Consider the following 17,254-nt stretch of genomic DNA (forward strand, 5'->3'; position numbering starts at 1 on the left):
ACCGCACGCTCACGCAACTCCAACGGGTACTTCCTCGGTGCGGGCATCGTCTGGGCTCCTCTCGCGAGACCCATCTGACCATCCGTCACTCATCCCCGCATCTCGGGGGAACCTCAGAATGGGTGGATGATCGAGCGTGTCGGGCTGCAGGGAAGATTTCAGTGAGCGTGGCTGTGGTCTGGGCACTGAAATCCTCCATGCGAAAGCTCATGGCGGTTTCGGCGCACCGGTGACTTCAGTGTCCGGTGGCTGCGGCGTCTTGTTGGTTTCCCTGGTACGGGAGTATCGGGGGACTGCCCATCAGCGTTTGACGCGGCTACGGACGGCCAGGACCGCCAGGCCCAGAAGGATCGGCTCGGTCACGCGGGATGCCCTTTCGATGTACGTGCCGGCGGTGGTGAGGTCTTGGCCGGAGGAGCGGAACACGACCGAGTTAAGGGTGACGCTCAGGGCCTTCTCGAAGCGCTTGACCGTGAACCCGTCTTCCGGGTATTGGAGATCAGTCTTGTCGATCACGAAAGTAACCTTGCCTCCGCCGGCCGGAACCGTGCCGGTGACCCTCTGCTTCGGCCCCTCGGCGGGCAGCCCCCAGAGCATCAGCAGCAGGACCGTTACGGACATCGCGGCCAGCAGCCAGGTCAGGGCGCGGGAGGCGCGCAAGCCGTAGCCGGAGAGCAGCCAGTAGGCGTGCAGCAGGCCGCGTTCGCCGGGCGGGGTCCCGGTGCCGTCGTCGCGACGGTCATGACGGCGCATCTCCATCTCACCGTAGTAGAAATCGGCGGCGCCGGGCTCGTTCTTGCCGTCCTCGAACGCCTTGCGCAGCGCCCGGTACGTCGGCGCCAGCTGCGCCGGCTCGACGTGTCCGGCCACCGTCGGCGCGTCCCATCCTGGGACAGCTGCCGACTGTTTCGCGCGCCAGTGGTGTTCTTCGGCGAGGGTGCGGCGCTTCGTGAACCACACGGGGGGCCAGCGCCGCCAGTGCATGCCGGACGGGACGCTGGCGAAGGTGCAGCGGCCTTCCAGCCTGAGCTGATCGAGGTGAAAAGCCCCGGAGAACACACAGACGGTCAGATCGAGGTCGGCCAAAACCAGATGCGAGGCGTCCACCCCGCGCACCGACACCACCCGCGCCCTGTACTTATCCTTGTCCTTGCCCTCGTCCTGGCCCTTGAGGTCTGCCAGCAGTTTCTCGTCCACCTCCCTACCCTCATCTCTGATTTTGAAGAGGGCGGGATGGGAGGTGACCGCTACGGGGGAGGTAAGCACCGCTTCGCTGAGGTCCGTGTTGGCATAGCGCAGGCGCACCATCGCCGTCGCCTCCCACCGCGTCCTGTTACAGCTCACCTCACGCGCCGCGATTTCCAGCGTCACGGGCACGTCGAACACCGCACCGGACAGATCAACCGTCCCCTTGCACACCACCGGCCCGAACCACGGCATCACGGCAAACTGCGCCTTGTAGAACGACGCGTTGCCGGAGAACTGGGCCCCGGCGAACCAGGTGCGGCCGAAGAACTGCGCCTCGGAGAACGACGCGTCTTTGGAGAACTTCGCCTCGGAGAACCGAGCGAGGCGGGAGAACTGCGCCTCGGAGAACGATGCCTTGCCGGTGAACTGCGCCCTGTAGAACCGGGCGTCGCCGGTGAACTGCGCCTTGGAGAACTCGGCGTCGGAGAACTCCGCCATGTAGAACCGGGCGAGGCCGGAGAACTGCGCATCGGAGAATGACGCCTCGTGGGAGAACCGCGCCCTGGCGAATGAGACGTTGCCGGAGAACCTCGCACGGTCGAACGACACGTTGCCGGAGAACCTCGCGCCGTCGAACGACACGTTGCCGGAGAACCTCGCGCCGTCGAACCGGGCGTCGCCGAAGCAGCGCTTTCCTGCGGTGGGGTTCAAGAGGGCTTGGAGGAGTGAATCGGTGAAGGGAGTGCCGCTGTGATCGATGTCAGCGCCGGGGGCCAGTCTCTCCAGATAGGAGTCACGGTCCTCGTCCAGGTGGGCCAGGCAGACGTCGTGGTCGGGGACGTGGATGCCGCGGCAGCCGACCGGATCCTCGGCAGTGGCGTCGCGGCCGCAGTGCGACCACTCGGGCGGTTCGGTGCTTGGGCGCGTCATACCCCAAGAACGATCGAGCGCGGGGACGGGTAGTTACTCCCCCCGGTGCCGCCGCACCGAAATCTTCGATGCGGGCACTGAACGGCGTACTGAAGTGAATCGTGCGCTACTGAAATCTTCCGTGCGGTCCGACAGAGCGCCGACCCCTTGGCGCCGACCCCCGCCCTGCTACTCCCCCGAGCAGCCCTCGGCCGCGCATCGTGCCCGCCTGCCACCGAGGGGCCGGCGGCCGCCGAGCAGGGGTGTGTCTGGGCAGACTCACCCACAACCGCCCCGGCCCGGTACGCGCCGCCCAACGCACGCGCCGGGGGTTCCTCAGAGGCCATCTCAGGCGCGGACCGCAGGGGTTCTACAGCCCTGGCACAGGGGCCGGCTCCGTGTTCGTACGATCAGGAAGCGGGTGGCCTGGCCGTCCAACCCAGATGGACGGCGACCGGCAGGAGCCAGTGGGACACCGCGCGCGAGCAGGGTCTGCCCGCTGCCCGCAAGAGCGATCACGAACAGGGCGGCTTGCCGGTCTAGCCGGTCGTGCGGTCAGGGCGCATGTCCGTCGGCGAGGGCGCTCTCGTGCCGGTCGCAGGCATGGATCCAGGCACGGAGTCCCACGCCGTGGATGGCGATGATGAAAGGGATCAGGACTCCGGCAACGATTCCCTCGATCACCACGGCCGCGAACAGGCATGCGGAAATCCCCAGGACGATGATGGCGGCGAACCCGACCGCGCCCCGCCGCATGAGGTGTGAGTGGGTCTCGTCGGCCGTGGCGGCGGCCGGATCCTGGGCGGGCTTCCACGACAGTGCCGCCACGGCGTACACGGCGACCGCGGGGACGACCGCGAGAGCCGGCCAGAACGACGCCCTTGCGAGCCTGCCGAACGCGGCGAGGGACCCGGAGTCCTTCGAGGCTGCCCGGGCGTCGTCCGCAGCCTCCTGCGCCCGCAGCTGCCCATGCGGGAGGGCTGGGGCGAGGAGATGGAGTGGCCCTAGGCGGGTGTCCCCGCGGACGCCATCGCCAAGTTCACCGGTCACCGGGTCGCGGCCTTGCCGTTCTCCACCCCAGAGACGATTACCACCGACCACGGCGGCCCCTACCACGACCTGGTCGAGGCCGAGCGGGAGCTCGGCTGCAACATTCTGCCTGCCCGGGTCCGGCGGCAGACGGACAAGTTCGAGGTTGAGCGGCAGTTCTCCACGATGCAGACGATGCTGTTCGAGCATCTGCTGGGGTTCACCGGAACGGACGTCGCCGACCGCGGGGCCGACCCCGAGCGCGACGCATCCCTGACCCTCACGCAGGCCGAACGCGTCATCGCGACCTGGATCGTCAGTGTCTGGCAGAACCGCAAACTGGGCGAATACGCTCCGAGTTGGGCTCCGGGTGAGGATCACAGCCCGAACACGCTGTTCGCCCCGCACCGGCCCCCATTTCAGAAGGCGCATGAATTCCGCGCGGAACCGAAACGAACTAGGCGAGCCGGTTCCCCCGGCCGGACTCCAGGAAAGGCCTCAGCACGTGCGCAACTGGAAGTGCAAGAACAAAATGACTGCGATCGAACGACTCTGGGAAGACTTCGAGCTTCCCATCAAGGACGCGCTCCACTACGCCGACGGGCACTCGTACGAAGTCACCCTCGTCCCCGACACGCCCACGGGCTTCGCAGTTCTTGCCCCCTTCGGCCTCGACGAAGTGCTGGAAAGCGATCCGTCCTGGGTGTCTTCCGTCGATGGACTCGCCGCTGTGGACCTGGGCGAGAAAGGGCTGCTCTGGGGCGGCGAGGGCTCGTACGGATCGGAGGGGTTCATCGCACGTCTGACTGCGAACCGGGCCCTGATGTGGGCGATGTTCTTCGCGGAATCCAATCCATTCGACCGGATCCGGCTGTCGGGAACCGTCGCCACCTTCACATCGACCTCGGGGCTCGAGGTGTCGGTCGACATCGACGACCCACGCTCACCAGTCCCGGGACCTGCATCGGGCCGAGCGGCATAATGGCCGGATGCCCCGGGCGTAGGGGCGTGGCGGGAGCGCTACCGCGGGGTGTGCGGTCGTCCTGCGCCGGATCACGGCGCAGCGCAAGGGCCGCCGAAGACTTTCTGCGGAGGCCCGGTCCGGTACTCAGCCGACCGCCGCGGTTGGCCCCTGGCCGAACCTCGGAACGTCCTCCAGCCCCACGTCCAGGCGCAGCCGCTTGAACCGCAGCGGGTGACGCCACACGCCGCCCCGGTCCACCGCCCGGTCTGCACTGACCTCCGCCACCAGCTCGGAGCGGACCAGGGTGACGTCCAGGACGTCACGGCTCCCCCACGTCGAGGTGAACCGCACCCCCTCGAAGGGGGTGCCCGGGGCCGGCCGCCGCCAGATGTTCGCCGACCTGCCGGGACACCTCCGGGCGCAGCGGGACCGTCCGGCCCACCGCACGCAGCCGGCCCGCCGCGTCGTAGCGGCCAAGGACGAGGAGCTGCGGGCGGGTCAGAGTGCCCGCGATCGCGCCGATGATCGCTTCTGTGGTGTCCCTGCGGCGGACCTTGGTCCACTCTCTGTATCCGGGCAGGTAACGGCTGGTCAGGGGCTTGATCACCAAGCCTTCGACGCCGCTCACGTCGGTCCAGGACTCCAGCCACTCCCGAGCCGTGGCCAGGTCCGTCGTCATCGGGCACAAGGTCCACGGGGCCGTCAGGGCGCGGTCGGTGAACAGCTGCTCCAGGAGCGCGCGCCGCTCCTCGTACGGGCGCCTCAGCAGCTCCTGGCCGTCCAGTTGAAGGACGTCGAACGCGACGAAGTAGGCCGGCCACCGGGCGGCGAGGCTGGCGGCGCCGCGGGGGCGGGCGGCGGCCCGGCGCTGCAACGCCTCGAACGACAACCGGCCCGCTTCCACGTCCCAGACGACCAGTTCGCCATCGAGAACCAGGCCGTGCGGCAACTGCGTCTCGGCGGCCGCCACCAGGTCCGGGAACCGGTCCTGGACCAGCGCCCCGCGCCGGGTCTGCACCAGCACCCGCCCGCCCGGACCGGCCGCGGTAAACAGGAGCGCCCGATGCCCGTCCAGCTTCTGCTCATACGCCACCCCGGCCCGCAGCGCGCCCGGGCCCGGCACGGACTCGGCGGCCTGCGCCAGCATCGGCTCCACCGGTGGCCAGAGCACCATCCCGGGGCCTCCCTCACGACTTGCCCCTCGTCCAGAGTCGACCGGGCCGGCTCCACACGCCCCGGCGGGACGGCCGTGGATCATCCATCCGAGGTGCCCGGCGGGGCCGTCAGGGCCAGTGTCAGACCGGCTGCGGCACAGTGGCGGCATGCGCCGCTGGTCCCTGCCCCTGCCCCTGCCCCTGCCCCTGCCCCTGCTCCTCGCCGCACTGCTCGCGGCCTCCGGATGCGTCACCGTCCACCCCACCCTACCCGGCTCGCCCAGGTCTCCCCCGCCGCGGATGCAGCGGACCACAAGCAGCCCGCCGAGCCGCGCTCGAGGGCCAGGTAGCTCGCTCGGGGACAGGCCTATGGCCGGTGACCTGCGCACACTCGCGCCAAAAATCGAACACGTGATGGAATGGCGCTACACGGACACCGAGGAGCACCGCCATGACCTCCCCCGCCCCCACCGCCAGACCCCAGCCCGTCACCTGGGCTCCCAGCCAGACCGGACCCTGCGCAAAATGTGGCACGCAGACCTGCCGCTACGGAGTCGGCGCCTCGCCCCTGTGCGCGGCGTGCAAAGCCGCACGGAAGGCGCAGTACGGGGGCTGAGCGGTGTCTGAGCTCCCGCCTGACCTGGCGCGCCTGCGCACCGTCGTGACCTATCTGCGCGGTGAGCTCGTCCGTGCCGAGCGGGCCCTGAGCAGCGCGGAGGAGCGCGAGGCTCTCGCCGCGCGGCGCATGCCTGCGCCCGAGCCGCCCGCGTGGCTGATCGAACGCGGCATCGGAGCCGGCAGACTACCGGTCCGCGTCCATGCAGGTGGCTGCTGGGACGCCCGCAAGCGCTGCACGGCCATGAGCATGGAGGAGGTGCGCCGGGCGCTGGCCGAGGGTGTACCTGCATGCCCGCACTGCCGGCCCGACGCCGTCCTCGGAATGCTCGAGTGACCGGCCAGCGGCAGGGTGGAGGGTGACGCGGGGGCCCGCACAGCGTTGTCCCCGGCATGGACGAGACACTGGATCTGCTGGACACAGTGCTTGACGGCGTGACCGAGCCACGCCTGAAACTGATCTGCGAAGACGAGGCGCGGGCGCTGATGGTGCTCCTCGGGCTGCTCGAGGACACCGAGCACATCGAGGAGGTCCGCCGGGCCGCAGGTAAGATGCGGTTCCGGATTGGCGCCCGCCTCGCTTCACCCACGTCCCCAGGCGTTGTAAACGGTGTCGGCTCGTAGAGGCTCTCGAGGCTTTACTCACGTCTGTCGGGTACGCATTCGGTCGGTCTGCTGCGCGAAGTCGGTGTCTGATCTGCGCCGGTCGTAGACGGCCTCGGGCCGGATACCCGCGGCAAGGGCCGCCTGCCGGAGCACGCCATGGACGGCGAGATGTTCGTAGAAAGCGGTCTACTGCGCATCAGTGGCGGCGCCGACGGGCTCCGGGGTAGTGCGGGCGGCGATGGCCTGGTCCATGGCCGCGGCGAAGCCGGGATCGCGGCGGCGGCGCTGGTAGACCGTCGCGGAAGTGATGCCGACCTCCGCCGCGGCCTTCGTCGTCGCCATCCCGGCCCGCAGATACTCGAGGAACTGACGGCGCTCCGGAGTGAAGCGGGAGGGGCGGCGCTCCGCCCGCTTCACGGTCGCGGCGGCCACCGCATCACACGCCGCGGCGAACGCCCGCTGCTCGCTGCGCCAGGTATTGGCTTGAGCGGAACCGTCGAACAAGATCTGAGAAGCCAGGCTGGGAGACGCTCCCAGAGCCAGCAGCCGCAGGTAGTCCGCGCGGCCGACGACGCCCACCGCCTCGATGCCGTCCGGGTCCACGCCGGCCAGCGCGAGCGCCAGCCCCATATCCGTGCGGGCCGCGCGGAACACCTCCCGGACCGGCACCCCCAGTTCCTCCGCCACCGCCTGGACGGCCTCGCCGGTGCGCAGCCGGGCCAGCAGAGGGGACCGGCTGCGGGCCGGGAGCTTGTCGGGCATGAGCGCACCGTCGAACGGCCCGTGGTGTCGGCTCTCCCGACACACCACGTCGCAGGCAGACCCGGGAACGGTCGGCCCCCTGCATGGCGCGGCACGAGGAGCTTGTCTGAGTCGATGTGCAGTCCCTGAGGGCTGCCGAGGGCGTGGTGGGGGGTGAAGATGGTGGCAGCCGGCCAGCCGCCGGGGTTCGCCATGATCGTGTGGGCGGTGATCCCCGGCTGGCGGGAGCCTTCGACGAGCAGGGCGGCGCCCATGTCCCCGCCGTTCACGGAAGCCGGCCCGGTCAGCAGGGTGGTGGGGAGTCAGGTTGCATCGGCTGAGGCGGCTGAGGGTTTCCGCACGGGATCAGCTTGCTCTCGTTTCAGAAGCTCACACTGGGGGCCTCGGTCAGCGTCTTCTCCACCACGTCGGCGGCAGCTGATGCCCCGCCCGCCTCCATGATCTCCCGGCGCAGCGCGGCGACAGCGGCTGCGATGCTCTGGTCGTCGGCTGCTGTGAGTACCGCCTCGCGGAGACTGGCGCTATCAGCTTGCTCGGGGGGCAAATACAAGCCCAGCCCGAGTTCGGCGATGCAGGTGGCATTGACCCGCTGTTCGGCCATTTGCGGCACCGCCACTACGGGAACGCCCAAAGCGAAGGCCTCCATGGCACTGCCCATCCCGCCATGCGTAACGAACACCGAGGAAGCCGCAAGCACGTCTAGTTGGGGCACACTTGCATGCACTTCGAAGCCCTGCGGCAGGGGGCCGATCCCCCTCTCGGCCACCTCGGCGCCGACGCTCATCACGACGTGCCAGCCCATTCCATCGAAGGCATCCCTGCACGACCGGTAGAACTCCGGGCGACGGTTGAACTGCGAGCCGAGCGACACATACACCACAGGCCGACCGCCCTTGGGGGCTTGCCAGCTGCCCTGGAAGGAACGGTCGCTGATGGCAGGGCCCACCCCGTGGGCGTCCCGGCCCCTCACTGTCTCAGGGCGGCGCTGGAAGGTCCGGGGGAAGAACGCGATCGTCCGCGGCGGGGCCAGCGTCAGGGCATGGACCCCGCCTGGCACACCGAATTCGGCGACGGCCGCAGCCAACTCGGAGTGGCCTGGGATCTGGGAGATTTCGTCTACGCCGAAAAACTCCTGAACCAGTCCTTCGTAGGGAAGGTGGGTCGGCGCGAGCTGCACTACCGGTACACCCCATCGGGCAGCCAGCAAGGGCCCCATCCACGCGTACACGTCGTAGAGCACCAGGTCCGGGCGATCGTGGGCGAACTGGGGCTCCAGCTGCGACAACGCCAGCATATTCAGCCCGAGCACCTCTGTGACCATGTGCGTCATGTCTTCGGAGGCCTCCCCTGAGGGCGGCACCTCGTAGAGGACCGGCTCGCCGCCCGCCGCACGTACCTGGTCGGCGAAGTCCGCAGTCACCGCGTAACTCACTCGGTGACCCCGCTCCACCAGCTCTCCCACGACCGCTAGTGTCGGAAGCACGTGCCCGTGCATGGGTACGTTGAACACCGCGATGTGCGCGCCCCGCACCGCGTCACCTTGCATATCAGCCCCAGCTCCACCATGCGGCCGCGTACGGCCGCGCAAGATCATGTCAGTCGTCTAACGGAGGGGTGAGTGGTCAAGTATGGGGGGCCACCTGATCTCACCCCACCGGGGGACGCAAGGTTGTGGGGGCAGGCACGGCGTCTCGGGCCGGCCGGCGGCGAGCCCACCTCGGCGGTCGGCGAGCGGTAGCAAGGCCGTGGGGACGGCGGAACAGCCAGTAACGCTAAGCGTCCGATCTTGGTCTTGGGCTGGCCCTACTACTTCTCTGCGTTCGGGTGGGGCTGGGCCTGGAGCCGCTCGCCCAGGTCGATCTCCTCCACGGTGAGCGGGTCCTCGGGCCGGCCCTGGGTAAGGCGGGCCTCCATGTCATTGCCCAGAAGGGCCTGGAGCATGGCGTGCGTGTACGGCAACCCCGCTACTGGAAGCCGCCGCCCTGGGGGAACCCTTGCTGGCCGCCGAACCCGCCGCCCTGGGGGAACCCTTGCTGGCCGCCGGAGCCGTCCTGGCCGCCACCGCTCAGGAAGCTGTCGTCGATGGCGTTGTCGTAGTAGTCGTTGTCGGGGGGCAGGATCCGCCTGTTCACAATCCTGGAGAAGTCGAGGGTGAAGCGGCGCGGCTTGCAGTCCGGCCCCTTGCAGCTCTGGTTGAACTTTGGAATCGGGGGCAGGCTGTCGACGGATGGGTTAGTGCTCTGGGCGGCCGGGAACCCGCCGCCGCTGCCGCCCCCTTGGAAGCTGCCTTGGCCGCCGAAGCCGCCGCCCTGGGGGAACGCTTGCTGGCCGCCGAACTGGCCCCCAACAGTGGGTCCGTCAGCCGGGGGTGGGTCCTGGGCGTAAGCGGCGCTACCGCCGCTGAGACAGAGGCCGAGGGCCGCGGTCGCGGCAGCGAGGAAACGGAACGGCATGGAATCTCCTGGGGTGCGATGGTGGCTGGCAGTCGTTTTGCGATCTGCCAAACGACTTGCCCAGGGCGAGGAAACGGCCCCTTCAGTCGCCTCGCACTACCGGGCGCTCGCATAAGCAATGCCGTTGCGGCGGACGGCGGACTACCGATACCCCTCGCGTCGCCCAGGGGCCGCCATGGCCTTCCTGTCGCTCGGTACATAGCTCGCTTCTCGCACCGGGCGGGGAAGCTGAGCAGAGGTTGTGGGGATGGAGTTCCAGAACTCCAGCAGGCACTGCGTAACAGCGTGAGGCTGATGCTGCTGCACGCTGTGGCCGGCATCTGCGATGACGGCATGGGAGGCACCCAGCCTGCGGGCGGCTTCGGTGTAGTAGTGGGAGGAAAACAGGCTGTCCTTTTCGCCGCTCACGACCAGCAGAGGCAGGTCGGAGGCCGCAGAGCCGCAGCTTCGGCTAGTGGCCGCCCAGGAGCGGACCAGACCGACGTAATGCGCTGGCTGAGTGCTGGTCAGCCTGGCCTGAGCTACAGGGCGGATGGCGGGATCCAGGGCCTCATGGGGCCGGGACTTCTCCCAGTTCTGGGTCACCAGTCGAACGGTTCGGGTCGGACCGATGAGCTGGCCTACGAGGGCGAGAAGACGCAGCCGGATGGACATCCAGCGGGTGACCGTCAGAGGGCAGGACACCAGCGCAAGACTCGCCTCTGCACCAGTGACCGCGGCTGCTTGTGCTACGAAGCCGCCCATGCACAGCCCCACGACGTGAATGGTGTGAGAGTGCTCCTTGAGCTGGGCAAGCACGCCCCGAAGGTCTTCCCCCAGCGATTCGATGGTGTATGCGTCAGGACTCGTCGGCCCGTCTGACTCGTACTGGCCCCTGTGATCGTAGGAGTAGGCGTCGTAACCTGCCTGGGCCAGGAGGGGAAGCAGCGGAACGAAATCCTCCTTCGAACCGAGAAAACCGCCGACCAGAACGACGCTGCCTCTTCGGTGGGTATCCGTTGCAGGAGAGCACCGCAACGCGGCGAGCCGGCCGCCAGAGAAGTCGAAAGCGTGGTCGGCGATGGGCAAAGAGGTCATGAGCGTTCCAGACTCCGAGTGTCGGTCCTTGGGAGGTCAATGTGGGCTGGCCCGGCGTCCGGGTCCGTGAAACCACGGCGGCTGTCGTGTGCGCGTTTGCCTGGCCCCGGGCGCCATGCCGTCATGGGCGGTGTCCACCAGTTGGCGCTACCGGCCAGGCACATGACAGCGGGGGTGAGAAGACCTCGAATGAGGGTGGCGTCCAAAATGACTGCCAGCGCAAGGCCCAGGCCAATGATTTTCAGGAGTACGAGTTCAGACGTGGCCAAAGCTGCCATGACCACTGCGAAGATCACGGCAGCCCAGGTGAACAGGCCGGCAGCACGGTCCAGTCCGCGCGCAACGGCGATCTTGGTGTCCGAGCATTGATCGTACTCTTCGCAGATTCGGGCAAGGAGGAAGATCTCGTAGTCCATGGAGAGCCCGAACGCAATGCAGAAGACGAGCACGGGCATCTGGATGTCAGTGGTGCCAGTCACCGTGAACCCGCCTAGCAGACCGGCGAAGTTGCCGTCCTGAAACACAAACACCAGAGCACCGAAGGTCGCGCTCAGGCTGAGGGCGTTCAGCAGCAGCGCCTTCACCGCTAGCACGGGCCTGCGGGTCAGAGCGAGCACCAGCACCAGCATGGCAGCCGCAATCAGCGACAGCGCCCACCCAAGTCGCTCTTCGAGCGGCTGCTGCATGTCCGCGAGGACCGCGCCCGGACCACCCACCAGGACGGTGCCGGGAGCGGGAAGCCTGCGCAGCGCAACGGCCATCTCCCGGGCCTCGGCGCTGAAGGGTTCACACCGCGTTGTCACCGAAAGCCACACACCACGGCCGTTGGCGAAGGACGCCACGCTCACGTCACCTGCCCGGATGCGCGCCCCGTTTGCGTAGGTGCCGGTGACGGTCCGCACTTGCCGAACCTCAGGCAGGCCGGCGATGTTCTTCGCGTACCGGTCCAGTTCAGCTGCGCGCGCCGCCGTATCGAAAGCGGGCAGGACCACCGTCGTGGGGCTGGCGACTCCACCATCGACGAAATCTCTGCGCAATGCCTGCCCACTCTTCCCGATCTCCGAGGAAGCGGGAAACAGCCGGTCATCAAACAGCCCGAACTTGACGTGCGCGTATGGAGCGGCCACCACGACCAGACAGGAGGTGAGGATCACCGCGACCATCCCCGGGCGGCCCATGACCCATAAGGCGGTCCGCCCCCACACTCCCCGGCCAGCACTTGCAGAAAGCGACGCGCGCCCCGCGCGCCGCCACCGGCCGCAGACATCCAGCCGGTCCACCCTCCTGCCCAGACACGCCAGCAGAGCGGGCAGCACCACCAGGCTCACCACCGCATCCAAAACCACCACGGTGATCCCGCCATAGGCGATCGAACGCAGAATCGGCAACGGAAACAGCAGCAGAGCCGCCAACGAGGCAGTCACCGTCGCAGCGGAAAACGCCACCGCCCTCCCGGCAGTACTCAACGCCACCTGCAGCGCGACTTCGACGCGACACCCCCGCGACAGTTCCTCCCGGTACCGGCTGATCACAAAGAGGCTGTAATCCACCGCCAGAGCGAAACCCAAGGCGTAACTGATGCTGCTCGCATACACCGAGACAGGCGTGAAGGAGGCCATCAGCCGCAACACCGCCGCGGTACCCATGACCGCCAGCGCCCCGACCAGCACAGGAAGCACGGCCGCCACCGCCGAACGAAAAGCGAGCAGCAACAGCACCACCGTCACCGGCAGGACCAACAAATCTCCGCGGGTGCGATCCCGCTCCACCTGCTCACCGACCCGCGTACGGAGAATTGCCTCCCCGTTGGCAGCAACGTCCAAGTGGCCCTGTCGGCCTGTGACCAGGGGCATCAAGCGCATTGAAGCCCTGGCCGCCTCCTTGTCGCCACCCCACAGCCGAACCAGGAACACCGCGCTGCATCCGTCGCGGGAACGCAGCGACTTCTCGCGAGCCGACCAATAGGACTGCACCCAGGCGACGGAAGGGTCCCCAGCGAGCACCGCCGCCACTCTTCGCGCGTCGGCAACCACCCCGGGGCTGTCCACCGATCCGTCGGCGCGGGCAACCAAAATCACATTAGGGACAGCCGCTCCAAAATCGCTGTCAAGGATGTCCTTCGCCCGAATCGACTCCGCAGACGCCGGTGCTTCCGAGTCCGTCGACAGATAGTCATGGGCCGAGCTGCCGTACCAGAACACCGCCAGCGCCGCACACAACGAGGCGAAAACAACAGGCCAACGGTGGCGAAGTACCAATGCGGACAGGCGGCTACGACGCCGGGCGCCACCCCCGGTCCTCGGGCCCATGCTCTGCTCCCTCTCTGGTGTGATCAGCCCGTACAGGCGTGATCCATACGGTGCGCGGCCTGCTGGGGCCGTACGAAGGTATTCGTATGCAGCTGCTGTGGGCACCGCGACGGAAGGCATAGCCCGGTGCGTTCATGCCCGATCAACGAGACCCTTCGGCGCGGGTCACTGATCCGCAGAGATGACCAGTGCCAGGGGGCCGCATGCGCTGTATCGGCTGCCCTCGACCTGGTGGTCCTCGCCTACCGGCCATCGAATCCTGAACACACATCTCGCGCCCCGCGGCCTGGCCGTGGGGAACATCAGTCCTGCCCTCGTCGTCAAAGTCGACCATTGAGGTCGCGCAGCGGCCGCAGCGTCCCGCCGGCCGGGGTGGAGGCAGTGAACTCGGGCCATGGCGGTTCGAAGAGGAATACCGCAAGTTCGGAATACCGCCTCTCCACCAGTGCTGATCGAAGAGGGGCCCGAGGGCGAGCACACCGTGCGTTCCTGGACGAGGGAACGCGGCGAGGTGGAAGGGCCCTGACAGGGCCTGGAGCGCTCTTCCTCGTCACGCTGGGAGGCGCTCCGGGCGGTGTACTCGGGTTGGGCTGCCGTTGCCCGTGGGGGTGATCAGGCGCAGGGTGGGAAGGTGCCGAGTGACACCGCGGTGAAGGGTGGTGCGGGCGATGGCCAGACCGGTGTGGACGGGGGTTCTGGGGTTCGGGCTCGTGAGCCTTCCCGTGGGCCTTTATACGGCGACGGACAGCCACACGATCCACTTCCACCAGCTCCAGCGCGGGACAGCTGACCGGATCCGCAACCGGCGCGTGAACGAGCGCACCGGCGACGAGGTGGACCTGTCGGACATCGTGAAGGGCTTCGACACCGGTGGCGAGTACGTGGTCGTCGAGCCGAAGGAGCTCGACGAGATCGCGCCGGGCCGGTCCCGGTCGATCGACGTGGCCGGCTTCGTCGACCTGGACACGATCGACCCGGTCTTCTTCGACAAGACGTACTTCCTGGGGCCTCGGGGATCGCAGTACGGGAAGGTCTACGCCCTGCTAGAGCGGGCGTTGGCCGAGTCGAACAAGGCCGGCATCGCCACGTTCGTGATGCGCGGGCGGGAGTACCTGGTCGCGCTGAAAGCTGAGGAGGCGGAAGGCCTGCTCACGATCCACACTCTTCACTGGGCCGACGAGCTGCGTGATCCGCACGCCGAGGTGCCCGACCTGCCGGGGAAGGTCGAGGCGACGGCGGCTGAGGTGAAGATGGCCATGCAGCTGATCGACGCCCTGGCCATGGAGTGGGACCCGGAGTCCTTCCGCGACACCTTCCGCGAGAAGGTCGAGGCCCTGGTGAAGGCGAAGGCGGCCGGGGAGACAGTGGAGAAGGCCGAACCGGCGGCGAAGCCGACCGGTGCCGTCGACCTCATGGAGGCCCTGCGCGCCAGCGTCGAGCGGGCCAAGAGTCCCAAGGACTCCGGGGGCAAGGCCGCCTCCCCCGGCGCCCGGGCTGCGCGCGGGGAGAAGAAGTCGGCCCCGAAGAAGCGGACGCGCTCCGGCCAGGCAGGCCAGGGCCGGGAGCTGATGTCGTTGACGAAGGCCGAGCTGTACGAGAAGGCGGCCGCGGCCGGCATCCCGGGCCGCTCCTCGATGAACCACGACCAGCTCGCCGACGCCCTCGCGCACACCGGCCGTGGCCGGCGCAAGGCCTGACCCCGCTGTGGCGGGGACGTCCTGCGCGGCACGGTCGTGGTCAGGCCACCGTGACGCGCAGGACGTACGGCTCGCCCGTACTGATGGCTTCTGCCTGCTCCCGGAGGTCCATGTCCGTGAAGCCGAGCAGTGCCTCGTCGGCGGCCCGCCGGAGGAGCGGGAGGATTTCTGCGACGGGCCGGCCGCGATGTGCTTCGGCGAGCTCGGCGAAGGCCCGCTGGTAAGGCGCTCCGTACGTGCTCGCGCTGTCGGCCAGCAGCCGGTCAAGGTGCTGCCTGTCGACACTGATCTCGCCCATGGCCTGCTCCTCACGTCCTCAACGGTCCCGATCCGGACCCTCGCCTTCGACGCTACGAGGCGGGTCTGACATCAGCCCCAGCCCGGGGCTCGGGGGCGGAGGAGACAGCACGCTGGTGGAGGAGCATCAGGGACGGCCGACCGAGGTGTACCGGAATCCGATCTCGCGCAGGCGCTCAGGGTCGAGGAGGTTGCGGCCGTCGAACATGACCGGTGTGCGCATGACCCTGTGGGCTTCGGTCCAGTCGACTTCGGCGAGCTCGGGCCATTCGGTCACGATCACTGCCGCGTCCGCGTCGGCCAGGGCCTGCTGTGGGGTCGGGTAGCGGGTGCCGGAGTCCCAGGGTTCGCCGGCCGCCGGGCGGGCGAGGGGGTCCCAGGAGCGGACTTGTGCGCCCTCGGCGAGCAGGCGGCTGGCGAGCACTGTGGAGGGTGCCTCGCGCATGTCGTCGGTGCCGGGCTTGAACGCCATGCCCAGCAGAGCAATGCGCTTGCCTGCGAGGTCGCCGAGTTCGTCCTTGAGGTGCTGGATCGCGCGGCGCTTTTGGATGTTGTTGACGTTGATCACGGCGGTGAGGAGCTGGGGGTGGAAGCCGGTGTTGGAGGCCATCTGGCGCAGGGCTTCGCTGTCCTTGGGGAAGCAGGAGCCGCCCCAGCCGATGCCCGGGCGCAGGAAGTGGGCGCCGAGGCGGTGGTCCATGCCGACCGCTCCGAGGACGTCGGTGACGTTGGCGCCGGTGTTATCGCAGAGGGTGGCGATCTCGTTGGCGAAGCTGATCTTCGTTGCGAGGAGTGCGTTGGCGGCGAGTTTGACCATCTCGGCGGACTTCACATCCATGGTCGCCACCGGGGCGTTGATGCCGGTGTGCAGGGCGGCGACGAGGATGCCGGCGGTGTCGTTGTCCTGTCCGATGACGATGCGGTCGGGGGCCATGAAGTCCTGGATGGCGCGGCCTTCGGCGGTGAACTCGGGGTTGGAGACGTAGCCGACGTGGGCCAGGCCGATCTCGTCGAGGAGGGCTCGGGCGCGGGCTCCGGTGCCGACGGGAACGGTGGACTTCATGACGACGGCCTTCAGGTCGCGGGCGTCGGTCAGGGAGCGGACGACGGCCCACACGCGGGAGAGGTCGGCGTCGCCGGAGGCGGAGGGCGGGGTGTCCACGCAGACGTAGGCGATCTCGGCGCCGGTGACTGCCTCGGCGAGGTCCTGGGTGAAGGTCAGGCGTTCCTTGTTGCGGGCGATCATGTCGCCGAGTCCGGGTTCGTGGATGGGGACGTCGCCGGCACGGAGGATGCGGACGCGTTCGGGGTTGATGTCGCGGACGGTGACGTGGTGGCCCAGCTCGGCGAGGCATGCGCCGGTCACCAGCCCGATGTATCCGGCGCCGAACACCGCGATGCGTCGCTCTGCCATGTTCTGTCCATCCTTCTCGTGCCGGTTCAGGGGGTTGTTCCGTTCTGCCCGGATGGCGGCCGGATCTCGGGCGCCACCCTACTCGGCTGCGCAATCACCGCCGGAATCGTGCCGCTCCGGGGCGCGCAGCGGCCGCGAGCGCGCGGTTCCGGTTAGGTCCGCTCGGCGGGGACGCGGTCGTAGATGTCGAGGTAGCGAGGGGTGAGGCTGCGCCAGGAGTAGTTGTCGCGGGCGAACTGGCCGGCGGCCTCGCCGCGTCGGATGAGCTCGGCCGGGTTGGTGAGGGCGTACTCGATGGTGGCGATGAGGTCGGCGAGGTCTATACACACTCCGCCAGCGTCCAGCCGTTCTTGCGCTCCAACGGAGCGATCAACCCCGGCGTGTACGCAAGCGCCCGACCCCGCGGCTCCAGCGCGGCACACGCGTGCCGCAGGCGGCAGCATCCATGCTTGGCAGAGTGAGGAGCGCACTACATCGAGAACGAGTTCGATATTCGGCTGGGCTGCTGCTCGCCTTGGCGTGCATGACCACTGGCGTCTGGGCTGTGATCACACTCATGACCGGCAACCTAACCACGTCTGACAAACTCGGTGTGTTCAGCCTGTTGATCGGACTGCTGCCCGTCACCGCCCTGGCGGCGAAGGCACTCAAGCCGTCAGGCGATGTAGATCTCGTTAAAGCGGGCCTTGACCCCGGATTTTGGACACCGGAGACACTTGGATCTTGATGGTCCAGGAGAACGGAGTCCCCGTGGGGATGAAGCATTACCCTGCCGAATTC

17 protein-coding genes and 1 pseudogene are annotated in these 17,254 nt (G+C 68.3%); 6 read left to right on the forward strand and 12 right to left on the reverse strand.

The genetic code is table 11. The features are described from left to right. Nucleotides 1-300: 300 nt before the first annotated feature. Nucleotides 301-2,118: a pentapeptide repeat-containing protein gene (locus IF09_RS0138390; protein ID WP_030304020.1), complete on the reverse strand. Its 1,818-nt coding sequence runs from the start codon at nt 2,116-2,118 to the stop codon at nt 301-303. A 942-nt stretch (nt 2,119-3,060) separates the two neighbouring features. Here IF09_RS0138390 and IF09_RS47795 point away from each other — a divergent pair. Both IF09_RS47795 and IF09_RS0138400 read left to right on the forward strand, forming a co-directional pair. Next, a pseudogene (locus IF09_RS47795) lies at nt 3,061-3,528 on the forward strand (transposase); the annotation flags it as partial. A 103-nt stretch (nt 3,529-3,631) separates the two neighbouring features. Beyond that, entirely contained in the window at nt 3,632-4,108 is a 477-nt protein-coding gene (locus tag IF09_RS0138400; protein ID WP_234321326.1) for a hypothetical protein, read from the forward strand. Between the two features lie 126 nt (nt 4,109-4,234). Here the strand turns inward: IF09_RS0138400 and IF09_RS47800 are convergent, their stop codons facing one another. Together IF09_RS47800 and IF09_RS41335 are read right to left on the reverse strand one after the other, a co-directional pair. After that, nucleotides 4,235-4,441, reverse strand: a complete 207-nt coding sequence (locus tag IF09_RS47800) for a hypothetical protein (protein WP_234321327.1) — start codon at nt 4,439-4,441, stop codon at nt 4,235-4,237. Continuing rightward, the gene (locus IF09_RS41335) at nt 4,410-5,264 is read right to left on the reverse strand and encodes an ATP-dependent DNA ligase (protein ID WP_234321328.1); all 855 of its coding nucleotides are present in this window, start codon (nt 5,262-5,264) and stop codon (nt 4,410-4,412) included. The genes IF09_RS47800 and IF09_RS41335 overlap by 32 nt, the downstream gene beginning before the upstream one ends. Before the next feature lie 599 nt (nt 5,265-5,863). On the opposite strand from IF09_RS41335, the gene IF09_RS0138410 reads away from it, so the two are divergent. Together IF09_RS0138410 and IF09_RS0138415 are read left to right on the forward strand one after the other, a co-directional pair. After that, entirely contained in the window at nt 5,864-6,196 is a 333-nt protein-coding gene (locus tag IF09_RS0138410; RefSeq protein WP_030304025.1) for a DUF6233 domain-containing protein, read from the forward strand. Between the two features lie 56 nt (nt 6,197-6,252). Next, nucleotides 6,253-6,483 carry a hypothetical protein gene (locus IF09_RS0138415; RefSeq protein WP_030304026.1) on the forward strand — a complete coding sequence of 77 codons (231 nt, stop codon included), beginning with the start codon at nt 6,253-6,255 and terminating at the stop codon, nt 6,481-6,483. 168 nt (nt 6,484-6,651) lie between these two features. On the opposite strand, the gene IF09_RS0138420 is transcribed toward IF09_RS0138415, so the two are convergent. The 6 genes from IF09_RS0138420 to IF09_RS0138445 all read right to left on the reverse strand — a co-directional run bounded on the left by IF09_RS0138420 (nt 6,652) and on the right by IF09_RS0138445 (nt 13,066). After that, nucleotides 6,652-7,227 carry a hypothetical protein gene (locus IF09_RS0138420; RefSeq protein WP_030304028.1) on the reverse strand — a complete coding sequence of 192 codons (576 nt, stop codon included), beginning with the start codon at nt 7,225-7,227 and terminating at the stop codon, nt 6,652-6,654. A 361-nt stretch (nt 7,228-7,588) separates the two neighbouring features. Then, on the reverse strand, nt 7,589-8,821 hold the full coding sequence (locus tag IF09_RS0138425) for a macrolide family glycosyltransferase (protein WP_078613725.1): 1,233 nt from the start codon (nt 8,819-8,821) through the stop codon (nt 7,589-7,591). A 212-nt stretch (nt 8,822-9,033) separates the two neighbouring features. Beyond that, nucleotides 9,034-9,168: a hypothetical protein gene (locus tag IF09_RS48175; protein WP_267882207.1), complete on the reverse strand. Its 135-nt coding sequence runs from the start codon at nt 9,166-9,168 to the stop codon at nt 9,034-9,036. A 23-nt stretch (nt 9,169-9,191) separates the two neighbouring features. After that, nucleotides 9,192-9,680, reverse strand: a complete 489-nt coding sequence (locus IF09_RS46635) for a hypothetical protein (protein ID WP_030304031.1) — start codon at nt 9,678-9,680, stop codon at nt 9,192-9,194. A 141-nt stretch (nt 9,681-9,821) separates the two neighbouring features. Then, nucleotides 9,822-10,757 (reverse strand): alpha/beta fold hydrolase, encoded by a 936-nt coding sequence (locus IF09_RS42270; RefSeq protein ID WP_030304033.1) that lies wholly within the window; start codon nt 10,755-10,757, stop codon nt 9,822-9,824. Further along, nucleotides 10,754-13,066, reverse strand: a complete 2,313-nt coding sequence (locus IF09_RS0138445) for an MMPL family transporter (RefSeq protein WP_158710196.1) — start codon at nt 13,064-13,066, stop codon at nt 10,754-10,756. The genes IF09_RS42270 and IF09_RS0138445 overlap by 4 nt, the downstream gene beginning before the upstream one ends. Before the next feature lie 668 nt (nt 13,067-13,734). On the opposite strand from IF09_RS0138445, the gene IF09_RS0138450 reads away from it, so the two are divergent. Continuing rightward, complete coding sequence (locus tag IF09_RS0138450) at nt 13,735-14,763, forward strand: Ku protein (protein WP_030304035.1); 1,029 nt, start codon at nt 13,735-13,737, stop codon at nt 14,761-14,763. 40 nt (nt 14,764-14,803) lie between these two features. Here IF09_RS0138450 and IF09_RS0138455 read toward each other — a convergent pair whose 3' ends face one another. The 3 genes from IF09_RS0138455 to IF09_RS46155 all read right to left on the reverse strand — a co-directional run bounded on the left by IF09_RS0138455 (nt 14,804) and on the right by IF09_RS46155 (nt 16,803). Further along, entirely contained in the window at nt 14,804-15,061 is a 258-nt protein-coding gene (locus IF09_RS0138455; RefSeq protein ID WP_030304037.1) for a hypothetical protein, read from the reverse strand. Nucleotides 15,062-15,187: 126 nt separating this feature from the next. Beyond that, the gene (locus tag IF09_RS0138460) at nt 15,188-16,474 is read right to left on the reverse strand and encodes a UDP-glucose dehydrogenase family protein (protein ID WP_030304039.1); all 1,287 of its coding nucleotides are present in this window, start codon (nt 16,472-16,474) and stop codon (nt 15,188-15,190) included. Between the two features lie 152 nt (nt 16,475-16,626). After that, on the reverse strand, nt 16,627-16,803 hold the full coding sequence (locus IF09_RS46155) for a glycosyltransferase (protein ID WP_158710197.1): 177 nt from the start codon (nt 16,801-16,803) through the stop codon (nt 16,627-16,629). A 194-nt stretch (nt 16,804-16,997) separates the two neighbouring features. Between IF09_RS46155 and IF09_RS46160 the strand changes: the two genes are divergently transcribed. Continuing rightward, nucleotides 16,998-17,201 carry a hypothetical protein gene (locus IF09_RS46160; RefSeq protein WP_158710198.1) on the forward strand — a complete coding sequence of 68 codons (204 nt, stop codon included), beginning with the start codon at nt 16,998-17,000 and terminating at the stop codon, nt 17,199-17,201. Nucleotides 17,202-17,254 lie beyond the last annotated feature (53 nt).

Source organism: Streptomyces katrae (assembly GCF_000717655.1).
Classification (GTDB): Bacteria; Actinomycetota; Actinomycetes; order Streptomycetales; family Streptomycetaceae; genus Streptomyces; species Streptomyces katrae_B.

Bases quoted from the DNA above. Each gene is read 5' to 3' on its own strand.
- IF09_RS0138420 (WP_030304028.1), bottom strand. From the start codon at position 7,227: ATGCCCGACAAGCTCCCGGCCCGCAGCCGGTCCCCTCTGCTGGCCCGG.
- IF09_RS0138460 (WP_030304039.1), bottom strand. From the start codon at position 16,474: ATGGCAGAGCGACGCATCGCGGTGTTCGGCGCCGGATACATCGGGCTG.
- IF09_RS41335 (WP_234321328.1), bottom strand. From the start codon at position 5,264: ATGGTGCTCTGGCCACCGGTGGAGCCGATGCTGGCGCAGGCCGCCGAG.
- IF09_RS46635 (WP_030304031.1), bottom strand. From the start codon at position 9,680: ATGCCGTTCCGTTTCCTCGCTGCCGCGACCGCGGCCCTCGGCCTCTGT.
- IF09_RS48175 (WP_267882207.1), bottom strand. From the start codon at position 9,168: ATGCTCCAGGCCCTTCTGGGCAATGACATGGAGGCCCGCCTTACCCAG.
- IF09_RS0138390 (WP_030304020.1), bottom strand. From the start codon at position 2,118: ATGACGCGCCCAAGCACCGAACCGCCCGAGTGGTCGCACTGCGGCCGC.
- IF09_RS46160 (WP_158710198.1), top strand. From the start codon at position 16,998: ATGACCACTGGCGTCTGGGCTGTGATCACACTCATGACCGGCAACCTA.
- IF09_RS0138445 (WP_158710196.1), bottom strand. From the start codon at position 13,066: ATGGGCCCGAGGACCGGGGGTGGCGCCCGGCGTCGTAGCCGCCTGTCC.
- IF09_RS0138415 (WP_030304026.1), top strand. From the start codon at position 6,253: ATGGACGAGACACTGGATCTGCTGGACACAGTGCTTGACGGCGTGACC.
- IF09_RS0138455 (WP_030304037.1), bottom strand. From the start codon at position 15,061: ATGGGCGAGATCAGTGTCGACAGGCAGCACCTTGACCGGCTGCTGGCC.
- IF09_RS42270 (WP_030304033.1), bottom strand. From the start codon at position 10,757: ATGACCTCTTTGCCCATCGCCGACCACGCTTTCGACTTCTCTGGCGGC.
- IF09_RS0138425 (WP_078613725.1), bottom strand. From the start codon at position 8,821: ATGATCTTGCGCGGCCGTACGCGGCCGCATGGTGGAGCTGGGGCTGAT.
- IF09_RS0138450 (WP_030304035.1), top strand. From the start codon at position 13,735: ATGGCCAGACCGGTGTGGACGGGGGTTCTGGGGTTCGGGCTCGTGAGC.